Source organism: Candidatus Binatia bacterium, assembly GCA_029248525.1.
Classification (GTDB): domain Bacteria; phylum Desulfobacterota; class Binatia; order UBA12015; family UBA12015; genus UBA12015.
Genome location: JAQWJE010000013.1, coordinates 135,833 through 152,042, shown reverse-complemented (window position 1 = coordinate 152,042; position 16,210 = coordinate 135,833). Strand labels below are relative to the sequence as shown.

Annotated in this window: 12 protein-coding genes; 5 read left to right on the top strand and 7 right to left on the bottom strand. The window is 58.2% G+C overall.

What is annotated here, in order from left to right; all coding sequences use genetic code 11:
• The coding region (locus tag P8K07_03280; protein ID MDG1957542.1) for a thioesterase family protein at nucleotides 1-827 on the top strand (827 nt) is incomplete at its 5' end.
• A gap of 15 nt (nucleotides 828-842) precedes the next feature.
• Here P8K07_03280 and P8K07_03275 read toward each other — a convergent pair.
• From P8K07_03275 to P8K07_03255, 5 genes are all read right to left on the bottom strand, one after another.
• Nucleotides 843-2,951 carry a sulfatase gene (locus P8K07_03275; protein ID MDG1957541.1) on the bottom strand — a complete coding sequence of 703 codons (2,109 nt, stop codon included), beginning with the start codon at nucleotides 2,949-2,951 and terminating at the stop codon, nucleotides 843-845.
• Between the two features lies 1 nt (nucleotide 2,952).
• On the bottom strand, nucleotides 2,953-5,709 hold the full coding sequence (locus P8K07_03270) for a biotin carboxylase N-terminal domain-containing protein (GenBank protein ID MDG1957540.1): 2,757 nt from the start codon (nucleotides 5,707-5,709) through the stop codon (nucleotides 2,953-2,955).
• Nucleotides 5,710-5,720: 11 nt separating this feature from the next.
• The gene (locus P8K07_03265) at nucleotides 5,721-7,400 is read right to left on the bottom strand and encodes a carboxyl transferase domain-containing protein (GenBank protein ID MDG1957539.1); all 1,680 of its coding nucleotides are present in this window, start codon (nucleotides 7,398-7,400) and stop codon (nucleotides 5,721-5,723) included.
• Nucleotides 7,401-7,532: 132 nt separating this feature from the next.
• Nucleotides 7,533-8,594 carry a patatin-like phospholipase family protein gene (locus P8K07_03260; GenBank protein MDG1957538.1) on the bottom strand — a complete coding sequence of 354 codons (1,062 nt, stop codon included), beginning with the start codon at nucleotides 8,592-8,594 and terminating at the stop codon, nucleotides 7,533-7,535.
• Between the two features lie 56 nt (nucleotides 8,595-8,650).
• Nucleotides 8,651-8,977 carry a DoxX family protein gene (locus tag P8K07_03255; GenBank protein ID MDG1957537.1) on the bottom strand — a complete coding sequence of 109 codons (327 nt, stop codon included), beginning with the start codon at nucleotides 8,975-8,977 and terminating at the stop codon, nucleotides 8,651-8,653.
• Between the two features lie 150 nt (nucleotides 8,978-9,127).
• Here P8K07_03255 and P8K07_03250 point away from each other — a divergent pair, with 150 nt between their 5' ends.
• Nucleotides 9,128-11,035: a metallophosphoesterase gene (locus tag P8K07_03250; GenBank protein MDG1957536.1), complete on the top strand. Its 1,908-nt coding sequence runs from the start codon at nucleotides 9,128-9,130 to the stop codon at nucleotides 11,033-11,035.
• Between the two features lie 67 nt (nucleotides 11,036-11,102).
• Here P8K07_03250 and P8K07_03245 read toward each other — a convergent pair whose 3' ends face one another.
• Both P8K07_03245 and P8K07_03240 read right to left on the bottom strand, forming a co-directional pair.
• Nucleotides 11,103-11,597, bottom strand: a complete 495-nt coding sequence (locus P8K07_03245) for a glutathione peroxidase (GenBank protein MDG1957535.1) — start codon at nucleotides 11,595-11,597, stop codon at nucleotides 11,103-11,105.
• A 15-nt stretch (nucleotides 11,598-11,612) separates the two neighbouring features.
• Nucleotides 11,613-12,587 (bottom strand): NADPH:quinone oxidoreductase family protein, encoded by a 975-nt coding sequence (locus P8K07_03240; protein ID MDG1957534.1) that lies wholly within the window; start codon nucleotides 12,585-12,587, stop codon nucleotides 11,613-11,615.
• Nucleotides 12,588-12,698: 111 nt separating this feature from the next.
• Here P8K07_03240 and P8K07_03235 point away from each other — a divergent pair, with 111 nt between their 5' ends.
• From P8K07_03235 to P8K07_03225, 3 genes are all read left to right on the top strand, one after another.
• Nucleotides 12,699-13,613, top strand: coding sequence for a CoA ester lyase (locus tag P8K07_03235; GenBank protein ID MDG1957533.1), 915 nt, complete (start codon nucleotides 12,699-12,701; stop codon nucleotides 13,611-13,613).
• Between the two features lie 73 nt (nucleotides 13,614-13,686).
• Nucleotides 13,687-14,949: an alkyl sulfatase dimerization domain-containing protein gene (locus P8K07_03230; GenBank protein ID MDG1957532.1), complete on the top strand. Its 1,263-nt coding sequence runs from the start codon at nucleotides 13,687-13,689 to the stop codon at nucleotides 14,947-14,949.
• A complete protein-coding gene (locus P8K07_03225; GenBank protein MDG1957531.1) occupies nucleotides 14,946-16,208 on the top strand; it encodes a sulfotransferase in 1,263 nt (420 codons plus the stop codon). The genes P8K07_03230 and P8K07_03225 overlap by 4 nt, the downstream gene beginning before the upstream one ends.
• Nucleotides 16,209-16,210: the final 2 nt, after the last annotated feature.

Genomic DNA, 16,210 nt, shown 5'->3' with positions numbered 1-16,210 from the left:
GCGGCCAACTCGACTCAGGCGACCATCTATTTGGAGGCATCGTTCTCGCGCAGGGGCTTTCTGCGGCCGCACAGACCGTCTCGGGCAAAAGCCCGCACTCGATCCACGCGCAATTTCTGCACCGCGGCAATCCCAAACAACTCATTGATTATGAAATCCGCCGACTCCGTGATTCACGTGCCTTTGCCACTCGAGAATCAACCGCCACGCAGGATGGGGTGGCCATCGCAACGGTTACCGCGTCTTTTCATCACGATGAGGATGGACCTGAACATCAACTGCCAATGTCCCCGGGTGACGGCCCTGGCGGTGAAAGCTGGGAGGGGTCGCTACGCAAAGCCTTGGGGTTACCCAAGAGTGCGACTCCCGACAGCAGCGTGATGGGGGAACTCCCTATCGAGATTCTGGCTCCGGATGGTTTTGCCATGTTCAGTCGAAACGTGAAGCAACCCCATGTCACCGCCTGGATGCGCACCCGCAGCGCGCTGCCCTCGGATCCGCTCATCCACCAATGCGCTTTGGCCTACGCCAGCGACTATATTATTCAGGCGGGTTCATTCCACGCGCATCCGATCTCGGCCATGGAAGTACAGTCCGCGAGCCTCGACCATGCGTTATGGTTCCACCGCCCGATCCAGTTCGACCAATGGCATCGGGTCGACCTGGATAGCCCGATCACCGCTGGCGGCAGGGGCATCGGGAGGGCGCTGATCTTCTCCCAATCCGGCGAACTCGTTGCCTCGAGCGTTCAAGAGCACCTGATCCGACCTACGCCTGATGGAAAACATCCCGCAGCACGCAAACGTCAGCTACCGGACCCGACATAGAGGATTTCCCGAGGGCTATTCAACGTAGCCGAGCACCCGAAGAGACTCTGCAGTATCGCGCGAAATTGCAGGCTGCTCGTTTGCCGCAGCCTGCTTGTCCAAACGTTCCGCCTGGCTTCGAGTTCGGTACCGATCGATCTCGGCCGCCAATCGACTCTCGCTACAAGCCACCGTGGTTGGCTGATTTTCCTGAGGGTCGGCAGACATTGAAAACAGACTGCAGCGATTTCCTTCGCGCATCAATTTCTGATCGCCCATCCTTACGCCGTCAAAGGAGTTTTTCGGCGACTCGCCTAAAAGTCGCGTAAAAAAGAGTGGGCTCTCCGGTAATATCGGCGGCGATTCTCTTTTATCAGTCTCAACCCGCAACAAGCCTGCCAAGCTGCGACTTGAACCAACGCCCTCGAAAGGAAGACCTGCCAGTTCCAGGATCGTGCTGGCAACGTCAGTGATTCCGACCGGATCCTCGCGCACGACCCCCTCGGCAATTCCCGGACCCCGAAACACCAGCGGTATCTGCAATTGCTCCTGATGCGCGGCCAACCCGTGGCCAAGAATTCCATGCTCGCCAAAAGCTTCTCCGTGGTCAGAAACCAGCACCACCAGAGTGTTCTCACTCAATCCCAGACGCTCAAGTTCGTCGAGAAATCCCGCAACCATCTGATCAGCATCGACGATCGTCCGATCGTAGTCATCGACCACCGCCCTCTGCCTTTTAGGAATTCTCGAATCCAGCTTACCCTGGCTCCAATCAGCACTATCCCGAAACAGCCCGCTGGAAGCAGGCGTTGGATCCCATGGGTCATGAACCCTGTAGGTATGGAGAAACAGAAAGAAGCGGCGGTCGCGGTTTTCCCGGATGTAGTCGATCCCATCGGCGAAGACTCCAGCACCACGCCCCTCGGAGAGAACATGGTACTCTCGAAAAAGATCGAACCCGTACCAGAAACCAAAAGGGCCACTAATGAGTCCGTCCTCGGTGAAGGCTGCGGTCGCGTAGGAACCCTTCTGGAGAAGTTCCGCTAAAGTCGGAGTTGCGGTGTTGCGCCCTATTCGACCATTCGGCAGCTGTGCGCGGGGAAACTCACCGGTGAACAGACTCAGATGAGCGGTGCCAGTGCTCGCGATCGTCGTCATCGCGTCGGTGAAACGCACCCCGCGAGCCAAAAGCTCTCGATCCATGACAGGCGTGGTCGACCGGGCGTAACCATAGCCGGACATATGGTCCGCACGCAGAGTATCGAGAGAGATCAAAACGATGCGCAAAGATTCCTCGTCTTCAGAGATCAGGATCTGTGGTGCGCCCCAGACAATCAAGGGCGAAGCCCTTCCGTTTGAACCAAGCTGAATCAATTCAAGCTGGCACAGACCTTCCTTACCCGAAACATCGATCTGCGGGACGCGCCACCCCTCTGCGTCAACTCCAGCGGTTATGGTTTGCGCCAACAGCTCGTCGGCCTCTCCCCCACAATCAAGAATCCCGCGTAGCTCGATTGGCTCCGCTCGCTCACCGGGGCGAGACGCCAGAAGCCCCCACGGCAGCTCCAGAGAAGCCGCTGATGGCAAGACGAACGAGCGACTCCGCAATCGAGACGGAACAGGGTCACTTGCGACCAGCTTGAACAACAACTGCAAAGTTTCCTGCTCATCAGGAACGGCGTCGGCCACGGCTTCCGCGTCGACTTGCAAGCGCAACCGCCCGGCTCCCAAAGGCTCGATGGTCCAGCCCCGATCAAGTCGAATGAAGCGCCCTCCGGCCGCGATCGCGTTCGCGGCTTCCGTGCCGAGAAGAACGGGCACGCCCAGAGCAATTACCTCCAGCCCGATCACCGAATCCTCGCTGACAGCAGCGACATCGATATCGGCCTCGATCAACCCATCCTCGAATAAAGCCGTTTGGAGATCTGTGATGGGCAGAATTTCCGGGGCCACAATCACTTCTCTGGCGGTTCGGCCGATCGCCAGCATGGGTTGATGCTCATGCGCAGGCTCGCCAAAGTCGCGATCACGCAATCTCTCCTCGACAACAACGGTCCGTGATGACAGCGGCTGATTCACGCACCCTGTAACCACGAGGGTGGCGAGAAGAGCGGCCAGCCCCACGGAGTTCCGATCTGCAACCACGTCAGTCCGTTCTCTCCATCAATGCGATGGTGACTTCCTTCCGCCTCGCCGCGATTGCTTCCTCGCTCTCTTCCTCGATTTTCTCATCCGGCTCGATCTTGAAGATGGCCTGCCCCTTGGAGACGACTTTGCCGTCGAGATCCGAGGCGAGATTCTCGGTAATCGTCCCCGAGAAAGGAACACTCACCTTATTGAACATCTTCATCACTTCGATGACGAAAAGAGGATCTCCTCCCTCAAAATGAGTACCCACCTCCGCCAGAATCGGTAGATGCGGTGCTTCGCGCGCAAAGAAACTGCCACCCATCGGCGTCACGATTTCGTCGGAACTGGCCCGCGGCGGCGGCGCCAAAGCCCGCAGGCATTCCTTGGAGAATTCTGCGTCATTGAATTTCTCCGGGAATACCGGCTGCAGCTTCTCGTCGATTTGAATATCGAGGAATCCCGCGCGCAGACCAATGCGCGGGATCAACAACAGCCAGGACAAACCTTCCTGAAATCCCCGATGCGCAGAGACGCAGCGGTCCCAGAAGTCCCCGCCTCGATCAGCCAGACTCGCCGGTGCTTTCGCTGTGGCAAAAAGCTTCATCAAATCCGCGTGGGAGGCCGCGCCCGTGAGCGACTCGATCTCGGCGTAAAAAGCGCTGGCGCTGTTCAAAATCTCGAGATCGTGCCCCCAGATCTTGTCGGAAGGTGGCTTTTGTGAAGAATCCTCGAGGTTCAGGAAGCGATAGAGCTCCTCGAGGAAGCGGATCGGATTCGCGACGAAGGACACAGTATGCCCGTCCCGCTGCCACAATTCGCCGTCGTAACGTCCCAGAAATCCGCCGAAGATATGAGCACTTTCGAGCAACCTCTCAATCGGCCGCCGGAGAAGAGTCTCCTTGGCCGCCAGAATGGCGCGACCCGCGGGATCCTTCTGGGAGTCCAGCAATTGGCGTACCGCCTGGTCGAGATCCACATCGTTGATGACCAACTGCAGCGAGCCGACAGCATTCAGAAAGGGGCCCATGAAGCGCGTTGTTGGCTCCGCCATCACACCCTTGCCAAGGAACCATTGCACCAAACCGTAGTGAACGGGCAAGTTGGTTTGCAGATCTGCGCCACGAATCTCCATGCGTCGCAGGACTTCAGCCATCGCCTCGTAGTTCTCGCGTCGCGTCTTGCCTGACGTCAGCACAAGGGCGATATTCGAGTCATAGGCTCCTGCGAGATTATAATAGACAAACGAACCCGTGTCGGGATTTCGTTTACCGATTCCCTGATCGTAGCGAATCTCGCCATCAAGCGGTGCAGACCATCCCTTGATCATACCGCCGGCATGGGGCTGCAAGGCTTGGTTGGTGGCATTGATCCGAACTTCGAGTCCCGAAACATTGCGGACGATACGCTCGGGACGAGGCACACGATCGCCGTGAACCGCGATCAAGCACATCGCCTCGATCAGGTCATCGACGTAGAAAAAGTCACCGGCATCATCGGGATTGGTAATCTTGAGACGATAGGCCAACTCCGTCACGATATGCTCGACCTGAATCCGTGTATTCATCTCCATGAAGAAATGGTCGAATCCATCCACGATGCACTCAAAAGTCGAGACCGAATTCAGGCAGGTGGCTTCACCGAACCTCTCGCCTTCCTCTTCCATGCGGGCAAGCGCGCCTTTGTCGCCTCGTAACACTTCGGCTGCAACCTCATTGGCCTGCGCGATCTCCACGTCGAGCAATTCCTGAGTCAGCGAGACTTCGAGAAGTTTCTGCTCATGCATTTGTACCGAGCAGTCCCGACCACCCAGAGACAGGCACCAGGACCCGTTGCCGATCAATTGAATCTCGTTATGACGAGTCAGTTCGATATTGAGTTCGATCAGGAAATTGCGGTTCGAGCCCGGCTCAACCACCTTCGACTCGGCCAGAATATCCATCACGGCCGTAGCGACATCAGCCGGTGCCTGAACGACGCGCTGGCCCTTACCGCCACCACCGCCGATATGCTTGAAGCGAATGCGACGGCCGGGATAGTCGACCCAGATCGTTTCACATTCGGCCAGAGCTTGCGCCTGCAACTCCTCGATCGTGACGAGTTCCGATGTGCCGGCATACCCCGCCTGCAATAGAGCCTCGGCATTCTCGGAAAGTCCCTTGTCGGAGTTCCATGTGAACGACAGATCTTTCTTTTTGGCCAAGGCTTCGAGCCCCGCCTGATCACCGACCCGGCTTGCGAGCACGCGCGAAGATATATCGTCGACACCAGGAATCACGGCGTTGCCCAGACTGCGAGCCAGCTTTTTTGCTTCGTCCTTGGCGCCAGCCTGACGAATCACCGCCGAGGACGGCCCGACAAACGCCAGCCCTGCCTTCTCGATCGCAGCGACAAACTCCGCGTCCTCAGCCATAAAGCCGTAGCCGGCAAACAAATGCGTGTATTGGTGGTCTTTCGCAATCGCGACGATTTCAGCGATCCGCTCGAGCTTCTCTTCCTGCCCGACACCCATATAGTCCGGGACGCGGTGGACATTGGCCGGAAAAGCAATACTCCGTAATTCGGGAGCCAGACAACGCGGGTAGGTCACCGAATCTTTTTCGGAGAGCAGCATACCCCACTCGCCAACGCCGGCCCTGGCGAAGACCTCAAACGCCTCCTCGCGAACAGGCCCACGACAAACGACCAGGATCTTCATCCCCGAGAGATCGAACGAGCGCTGCCAATCTGTCGCAGCTTCAGCGAAAAGGGTGGTTTCCAAATTCTGATTCAACACGACTCTACCCCTTACTCGAATTCACGCTGCGGCCCGCTCATCGGCGAAGGCTCATAGGTGCGCATCAGAAAATCCAGATTCTGAGCCAAAATACGGCGACTGGTCCCGGGCATCACGACCCGAGAGATACTGCCCAACGACAGGGCTTCCTTCGGGTTCATCAGTTCGCTCTCATAGCGATCCGTGAGGACCTGCAGAGCCGCATCCCTCGCGACTGCGGCCTCGGCCTCGCTTGCCCCGTCAGCCAGAGCTTTTCGGTAGAGCGCCTGCGCCTCTTTCAGCTCGCTTTTATAGACGAAATCCTTACCCGCCGGTCCCATCACCGCGACTCGAGCGTGCGGCATCGTAAAGACCATATCGGCCCCGACAAAATGAGAGTTGTAACTCGCATAGGCACCGCCGAAAGCGTTCCGGATGATCAAAGTCATCGAAGGTGTTCGAAGATCGATAATCGAGTCGAGGAAACGACGCCCCTCAAGTACGATCCCGCCCGACTCCTGCTCCCGCCCCGGTAAGAAACCGGTTGTATCCTCGAGAAAAATCATCGGAATATTATAAACGTTACAGAAGCGGATAAATCGGGTTCCCTTGCGCGCGGCATGAGTGTCGATCTGCCCGGAGGAAACGAACGAATTATTGGCCACAAAGCCGACGACATGCCCCCCGATGCGACCGAAGGCCGTGACCAGATTGCGAGCACGCGTTGGCTGAATCTCGAAATACTCGCCATGGTCACAGATCTGCTGCATGTAGAGCGTGATATCGAGCGGCGCATTCATGCCTGCCGGAGAATTGAACGTCCGGCGGAACAAGATATCTTCTTCCATCGTAAAGCGATCGACCGAATCCGAAGTCGGTCGGAAAGGAGCGGTGCTGCGGTTATTATCAGGCAGGTAGCTCAGTAGACGCAGCGCCGTGCGCAGCGAACCGAGTTCGTCCGGAGTCGTCAGGTCGCAGACGCCGCTCTGCGCATGAACGCCCGGTCCACCAAGGTCATCGGCGGAGATCTCCTCCCCGAGAACACTTTTCACGACGCCCGGGCCCGTGAGACCGATGAAGGTATCTTCGGACTGGATCATGAACGATCCCTGTCGAGGCAAATAGGATCCTCCGCCCGCATTATAACCGAACATCAGACTGATACTGGGCACCAAGCCGCTGATCCGTCGCAGGGCCGTGAAGGCTTCGGAATATCCGTCCAGACCGCCAACCCCTGCCGGAACGAAAGCTCCGGCGGAGTCATTCATGCCGATCAGGGGAATGCCGCGCTCACCCGCCATATAGATCAAACGCGCCAGCTTGGCTCCATTGGTCGCGTCCATCGAACCGGCACGCAGAGTGAAGTCATGGCCGTAAACAGCGACGTCACGGCCATCGACATTGAGCACGCCGCAAACCAGCGAAGCGCCGTCGAGATTGGGACCCCAATTCTGCCAGAAAAGGTTGGGCTCCTGAGCGGTCAGGACCTTGATGCGCTCGAAGACCGTCATACGCCCCTTGGCGTGCTGGACCCTCACACGGTCCAACCCACCACCGCGCTCGGGTTTGGCAATCAATTCCTCGCCTAGAGCAAGGGCGTCCTCATAAATTGAGGCCGGTTGCTCACTACCCTCGGTTTTCGAAGGTGTCGCGAAGGGGTTTTCAAGAGTATACGTGGGCGTTACCGCCTCTTCTGGTGCAGCGTTCTCCATGATTCTCCGAGCTAAGGTGTCGTTTTAACTATACTAATTGCACGAGGCTCCCTACGGAGCCTGCGTACGCGGACCTCGTCGCCCTCACCCTTTAACAAAACGAACGCCCTCGGCACTTCTTCGCTTTTGCCCTCAGGCGGAAGGGAAGGGTCGCAGGTGCTCCAGCAAGTCGTCTCCTGCCAAAAGTCGCTCGAGTTCCTCACCGAGATCCTCGGCATAGCGCAGGACCTCCCGCCAGGCTTGCTGACGTACGGCGGTCGACATCGTTTCGAAATCCGAGCGATCCGGCACCCGGCCCCCCGGAAGTCGGGCGATAAACGCCGCCGATGGTGCCAATTGCACGACGTCATCGAGATCGGCCACGGCAGGCCCGCGCCAGGGCATGAATTTATCGAACCAACCGGGCGAGATTCGGGTAAAAAAGTGCGGAAAAAGCACCAGACCAGCGGGACGGCGAAAGGTGAAATCAAAATGGTAATCCGTGATTCCACCGTCGCGGTAGATACCGGCAGCGGCGCCCGGCAGATCCCTGATACCCGGAATCAAGAGAGGTACGGCTCCTGTGGCCAGCACCGCAGGCCGCAGGGCCTCCGCCTGCAAACATGTCTGCCGGGTGGAAAAACCCTGAAACTCGAACGCGGCATCGCCCGTATGGAAAACCCAACGTTCAAAAAAAGTGGCGAGTGCTTTTCGTGAAAAAGTATTGGCAAGCGCCGCTGCTCCGAGGCCGGCAAGAAGTGCTGCACGATGATCCGTATCGACGAGCGCCCGGCTCCGGGTGGCGAGAATATGCGTGCGGATCAGGGGATTCCGAAGAATTTCATCTTCGCCATGAGCGCCGAGCGTGGCGTCCAGCACGCGCTCCATTTCGTGCAGCACCTCCGGTGCCGTCGGTTTTTCGTCGTACACCTGCCCTGTGTAGGCGTCCCTGAATCGCTCGGAGGCAGCATCCGGATCCTGCTGGGCAAAGCAGATATGGCGCCAGGCTCCGATCGACGACCCGAGAAGGTGCAACATCTCGCTTCGATCACGCAACAACCGCTCGCAGAGCACCCGGTCGATGCCTGCGAGAACGAGCCATTTGGGCCCGCCGGAAGCACCCAGCAGAGTGGTGAAATCATCGCGGCGAAAGCCGTGATCGGCCAAGTGTTGCCGGGCACGGCTACCGGCACGAATTTCCAGAAGCTGCGGCATGAAAATTCCTCGGAGGGATCACACAACCTTGCTGGAGGATCGCGCGATCAAATTCCTCATGCCGGCGGCCGCAGCCGCCACAGCACAAGTACGAATCCTCCGGTGATCAGCGCCGGGAACGGTATTGCCCCCACGCCTATCTCGGCGCCAATCGCACCGATCATGAACACCAGCATCCCGACGACAGATGCGGAAAAAAGAGCCGGCACAAACAATCCCACCGCGCAGGCAATCTCGCCTATTCCGACCAGATAGACCAGCTCGCTCGACAACCCCATACCCGCAAAGTTCTCGATTGCCGCATCCAGTTGGATCAGTTTATTGGCACCCGCTGCAAAAAAGACGACTGCCAGAAGCCCACGCACAATCTGAAACCAGTTCACTCACCATCTCCTTCAGGAGCCCATGCATCACCGGCATGCCCCGCCACTAATCTTCCGACTTCCGATGGAGAACACAAGCTTGCACGCCCGGAACTTTCCGTTGGACCGGTTCCCTCGGAATCTGCTTGAACAGGGACAAGGAGACTCTCCATGAAGCGATTGACCACGAATCTCGCCTATATGATGGCGACCCTCGCCATTGTTGGCTGCAGCAGCGCCACGCGAACAACACCCGACACCCGCCTGCAACCGGTCGACCCACCGCTTTCAGCGGCGCGGCCATGGACGGGGCTTGCAGCAAACGACGATCCGCAAGATTTCCACTTCGTCGTGGTCAGCGATCGGACCGGCGAACATCGGCCGGGAGTTTTCCGCGATGCCATGGCACAGATCAACCTGCTGGAGCCGGCGTTCGTGGTCAGTGTCGGAGATTTGATCGAAGGCTATACCGAAGATCCCGCGACACTGCGTGCGGAATGGGCGGAAATTCAGGGCTATGTCGGCACCCTCGGGCAGCCATTCTTTTACGCGGCCGGCAACCACGATATGTCCAACGCCGTCATGGCCGAGGAGTGGCAGACCCGATTCGGGCCATCCTATTATGCCTTTTCCTACAAGGACGTTCTTTTCATCACCTTGAACTCCGAGCTCTTCGGCATGGTTCACGATCCGAGCAAGCCGGTTCCGGGCCCTTTCGATCCTCAGGAGCAAATGGACTGGCTTGCGGAGACACTCAACGCACATCCGAGCCCCCGTTGGACGATCGTCCTGGTCCACCAGCCACTGTGGGATTCGCCTCGCATTCATCCGGATTGGCTTCGCGTCGAGACGATGCTCGCCAAGCGCCCACACACGGTATTCGCTGGACATAGGCATCGGTATGTGGAGCATCGCCGGAACAACCAGAGCTACATCACACTTGCCACGACTGGAGGCGGTTCTGATCTGCGCGGGCCCACCTATGGGGAATTCGATCAGGTCGCGCTTGTCTCCATGACTCAGGATGGTCCGGTGATTGCCAACCTGGATCTCGACGGAATTTTTCCGGCAGATATGCTCACCACCGGAGACCGAAAAATCATTCAGGCTCTGGAAAAATCCATCCAGCCTGTACCGGTCGCACACCATGGCGAAACTTTCCGTGGGGGCGAAGCCGTATTCGCTTTCCGCAATCCAACGGCCCGACCCGTGCGCCTTGAGGTACATCCAGATCCCGGCTTGATGATGCAGGCAACCCCCGTCTTGCTCCAACAAGAGATCCCGGCGGGTGAAAGTCAGACTTTCCGGATCCAGCTCAAGCCTCAAACGACGACAACCTACGAGAAGCTGGCAAGCGGTCGCGTGCGGTTCCGTGCCGAAACTACGACTCCCGAAGGCGACGCCATGGAAATTGAAGTCGAGCATGTCCTTCTGCCCGAGAAAAAACTGCCGATCGGAAGTCGTATTGACCCGGTCCAGATCGACGGCGATCTGGGCGAATGGTCGGAACTGCCGATCGAAAGTGCCGGTTTCTCGGAAAAGGATCATGCCGAAAAATACACGGGGCCCAGCGATGCTTCCCTGCGCTTTGCGGTCGAACGGGATGAAAAGAATCTTTACGTAGCAGTCGCGGTCACCGACGATGTGCTGGTCGCAAGTCGGGAAAAGATTGCTCGCGAGCAGGATGGACTGTCCCTGCAACTCGACGCACGACCGGCACCCGCACGCACCACCAACAAGGACTTATGGACCTCGGTCCGCAGCGGTGAGTTTCGTCAGATGGCATTGATCACGGCCACCTTGGTTCCGGCCGCAGAAGACCATGTAATGAAGAGGTTCACAGGGGGCGCCGAGAGTCCGTGGACCTACGCGATCCGGCGACAATCCTCTGGCTATACGATCGAATTCGCCTTGCCTCTGGCGTATATCGCCGCGCAGCAAGGGGAGGATTGGGAGGAAGTTCGGATCAACCTCAGCCTGCAGGACACGGACGATGGAGAGAAGCCCGCCGCCCTTTGGTGGCGCACCAGCCGCTTCGGCGCACAAGCTGTCGAGGGGTCCGGAACCTTTGTCCGCTAGCTGATACGGGAGCGCTTCCCGACCGACATACCCTACCGGGAACAATCAGTCGGGAAGCACCTGGCCTTCATGACTCGGCTAGAGCCGCTTCAATACCCGCAAGAACTTCCTTGGCCTCAGGATCTGTCGGCGGCTCGAAGCGGGACAGGATCTGGCCCTGTTTGCCGATCAGGAATTTACCGAAATTCCACTTGATATCGCCGTCTGCCTCCGGCGTGGTCGGCGTGGAGGTCAACCATTTATAGAGAGGCGCCTGATCGTCACCGTTCACGTCGATCTTGGAGAACATCGGGAACGTGACCCCAAAGCTGGTCTCGCAGAATGTCTTGACGTCTGCATCCGATCCCGGCTCCTGCCCCGCGAACTGATTGCAGGGAAACCCGACGACCGCGAAACCGAGATCGGCATATTTTTGCTGCAAAGCCTCGAGACCCTTGTACTGGGGCGTCAGGCCGCATTGTGAGGCCACATTCACCAACAAGACGACCTTGCCTGCAAAATCAGCGAGCGACTGCTCCTCACCATCAATATTCTTCATGGAAAAATCATGTAACGAACTCATCTTGAACTCCTTGATTCAGGGAACGACGACAACCTTGCCCTTGACCCGGCGCTCGGAGAGATCACGCAATGCTTTGGCCACATCCTCCAGAGGATACGATGCCGAAATGCGGGGTTTGATGCGTCCTTCCTCAAACCAGGTCAATAATTCGTTCACATTTTCATTATGGGTAGCGGGATCGCGCCCGACAAAGGCTCCCCAGAAGACGCCTACAATATCGCAACTTTTGAGCAGAGTGAGATTGAGCGGCGGCCGGGGGATCTCACCGGCTGCAAACCCGATCACCAGAAAGCGGCCCTCCCATGCCATCGCCCGCAGGCAGGGCTCCGAGAAGTCTCCGCCTACCGGATCGTAGACCACATCGGCGCCCTTGCCACCGGTGAGTTCGCGAATCCGCGTCTTGAGATCTTCTTTCGAATAATCGATGACCTCGTCGGCACCGTGCTCCTTGCAGACGGCGAGTTTCTCGGGGGTCGATGCCGCAGCAATCACGCGAGCGCCCATCACCTTGCCGATCTCCAAAGCCGCAATCCCGACACCACCTGCTGCTCCGAGCACGACGAGGTCCTCGCCTGCACGGAGCTTCGCTCGTTGCTTGAGCGCGTAATGCGAGGTTCCATAAGTGAGCAAAAATGCCGAGGCCGTCTCGAAATCCATCGAATCGGGAATCTTGAAGACCCCACCCGCATGGAGCACGATCTCCTCGGCAAAACCCTGCCAACCGCAATTGGCGAGAACACGATCGCCAACAGCCAGACCCTCGACACCCTCGCCAATCGAGAGAATTTCACCGGCCACTTCGCCTCCGGGCGTAAAGGGTAGCGGCGGCTTGAACTGGTATTTATTTTCGATGATCAGGACGTCCGGGAAATTGACCCCGGCGCTGCGCACCCTCACGACAACTTGGCCGGAACCCGCCTCCGGGGAGGGGATCTCTTCGACAACCAGACTTTCCGGGGGACCATATTCCTTGCAGAGAACAGCTTTCATGGTTCTTTCTTAACCGAGGCGCGACCGAGAGGCCAAGTGGGCTCTCACGAGGCTTCCGGCCCGTCCTTTATTACCCTTGCCCCCATCTGCGGGTCACGATATTTTCCGCCCATGAGTGCTTCCGCCAATCCCAGACTTCGACGGTCACTCCTATGGGCACCCGGCGACGACCCGCACAAGATGGAGAAGGCGACACGAACAAACGCCGACTCGATCATTCTGGACCTCGAGGACGCCGTCGTGCCCGACCATAAGGTCGCGGCCCGCGCGACCGTCCGCGACTCGCTGCGCAACCTCGATTTCCATGGATCCGAGAAACTCGTTCGCATCAACCCGTTGGAGACGGGCCTGGCTCTCGATGACCTCACCGTCACCATGGCAGGCCAACCCGATGGGTATATGATCCCGAAGCTGCGGAGCGAAGATGACGTCCGTTTCATTGATCGAGCGCTGAGCAATCTCGAAGCAATCTCGGGACGCGAACCCGGGAGTGTTCGCGTGCTGCTTCTGGCAACCGAGACGCCGGAAGCAATTCTGAACATACGCCGGATTGCACAAGCCAGCCTGCGCTCCTGTGCCATGATGTGGGCGAGCGAGGACCTCTCCAGTGCACTTGGCTCGCGCAAAAGCCGCAACGAAGATGGCTCCCTGCCGGATGTTTTTTCCTTTGCCCGCTCTGCCTGCCTGCTGGCAGCAGCCTCCGAGGGGATGGACCCTCTCGACATGCCCTATTTCGATTTCCACGACGATGCCGGACTCGAGAAGGAAGCCAAGGAAGCAGCCGACCTTGGGTTCACGGGAAAAGGTGCGATCCACCCAAACCAGATTCCCATCATCAATCGCGTCTTCGTGCCCAGCGACGACGAGGTGGCCGAGGCTAACGCCCTCCTCGAGGCCGCGCGTGAGGCTTTCGCGGCGGGACAAGCCGCTTTTGTATATAAGGGCGCGATGGTCGACGCGCCGCATATCAATCGAGCCCGGCGGATCGTCGCACGCGCCGAAGCCGCCCACGCCCCCAGCCTCTGAGCCGAATTCCTGTCAGTAGCTCGTGACAAGGGCCCCAATTCCGTTCTACACCGGGGACGGAGGATTCATGCCCATGAGCAAGCCCATCTGGAGTACCCGTCCGTCCGCTTTTGCGGTTGCCCCCGCGCAGCAAAATGAAGCTCGAAAAATTCTCGATTTTCTCTATCTATCCGAGGGCCTTTCCAACAGCTTCCTGATCACCACGCCCGAGGGACGGATGGTGATCAATACCGGAATGGGTTTCGAGGGGCCCACGCATAAGCGACTCTACGATGCGGTAGACGACTCGCCGGTGCGGTACGTCGTCTTCACGCAGGGGCATGTCGACCATGTTGGTGGCACCGATGTTTTTCTGGAATCCGGGACCGAGATCCTCGCCCAGGCAAACAATCAGGAACATCAAAGCTACGACGGTCGACTCGCGAGCTTCCGTGCGCGCCGAAGCTTCTTCGCTTTTATGGACGCCATTCTTCAAGCGAGTGCCAAGATGCCCGATGGCCCGCCTGCTACTCAGAGCCAACCCGTCCCGACAAAAACGTTCGTCGACACGATGTCGCTGGATTTCGGTGGCCAACATTTTGAGTTTATCGCGACGCCGGGCGGTGAAACACGCGATTCGCTGATCATTCATTTACCCGAGCATAAGGCGCTTTTTTCCGGGAACCTTTTCAGTTGCCTTTTCGGCCATATTCCCAACCTCTGCACGATGCGCGGCGACCGATACCGTGACGCACTCGAGTTCGTTGAATCTGCCGATCGCGTCCTCGCACTCGATTGCGAACTTCTTCTCGTTGGGCACGGCCCTCCCCTCGAAGGCCGCGATCTGATTCGACGCGAGATCGAGCGGGTTCGTGACGCGACTCTCTATCTTCATGACGCCACGATCCGTGGCATGAATGACGACAAGCCCATCGATGAATTGATGCGCGAAATCCAGTTACCCGAGCACCTTGCCGTCGGGGAAGGCTACGGGAAAGTATCTTGGGACGTGCGGGCTATCTGGGAGAACTATTCGGGTTGGTTCCACCAGCGCTCGACCACGGAACTCTACGAGACTTCCGCTGCCAGTATTCACCCCGAATTGGTGGAATTATCTGGCGGCACGGAAGCCATCGGCAAACGGGCTCGCCTTTGCCTCGATGCGGGTGATGCGGTCAAAGCGTTGCACCTGACGGATATCGCCTTGAGCACAGCACCTCGAGACCCCGAACTTCTCGCCATCTGTCGTGATGCACATCGAACACTCGAAAAAACCAGTACCAACTTCTGGGAAACGAAATGGCTCCAGCATCAGGCTGGTAAAATCGAGGCCGAGCTCGCGGGGCCGAAGATTTGACTCAATGGATCGATATCGAAGACCTGCGGGCACCGGTTCTGAACGACTTCCAGAAGGCAGCGCTGGCCTACGGCGAGACTCTGCAGATTGACTTCTCGGTCGACGGGCTTCTCGACGAAGCTCGCGATGCTACCGGATTGGAAGACTTCGGACCTATGGATTTTCGCGAGCGGCTGGAAATTCTCGCCAGCGAGTGGGGTGAAGATACCGGCCTGACAGGAATCGGCCGCCTTGCCTTGCGCAACAAGCTCGCCCTGTTCACTCGAAACAGACTTCTGCTTCGAGCCTGTTGGCAAGCGCATCCGGAAATTCTCGAGGAGCGCATCCATGCCCCGATCATCGTCGTCGGCCTGCCGCGGTCCGGAACCACACACCTGCTGAATCTCATGGCATCCGACACCCGGCTGCAGGCCCTCCCCTTGTGGGAGTCCTACGAACCCCTGCCAATGCCGGACGACAGGATCGAAGAAGACGGTGTGGACCCCCGTTACAAACGCTGCGCGGCACAATGGGAAGCCATGCAACAGGCCACCCCACTCCTCGCAGCCATGCACCCGATGAATCCGGATCATATTCACGAAGAGCTGGAACTCATGGGACCGAACTTTGCTTCCTATAACTTCGAGTGGCTCTCGATGTCCCCGCGCTGGCGCGATCATTATTATAGTCACGACCAAACCCCGCATTACGAGTACTGCCGCGACGTTTTAAAAACGCTACAACACCAACGTGGCGATGCCCGTCGGTGGGTCCTCAAATGCCCCCAACACCTCGAGCAGCTTCCGGCACTCGAGAAAGTATTCCCCGATGCGACGTTCGTTGTCACGCACCGAGACCCGGTCGCGGTGATCCAGTCCAGCATCACGATGCTGGCCTACGGACAACGAATCAACCGGAAGCAGGTTGAACCCGAAGCCCTGGCTACCTACTGGACGGACCGAATCGATCACCTTCTCAGAGCCTGCGTGCGCGACCGGGACAACCTTCCTCCCGGCCGTACCATCGATGTGCCCTTTCATATTTTCATGCAGGACGATCTTGCAATGGTGGAAAAGATCTACGGCAAAGCCGGACTCGAGATAAACCCTGCCGCTCGCAGCCAACTGCAAACATTCCTCGACACGCATCCGCGCGGCAAGGAAGGCCAGATGCGTTATCACCTGAAGCGAGATTTCGGCGTTGATCCAGAAGAGCTGCGCGAGCGCTTCGCCTATTATTTTGAAAAATTTCCGGCTCGCCCGGAGAACAAGAAGGATTGAGG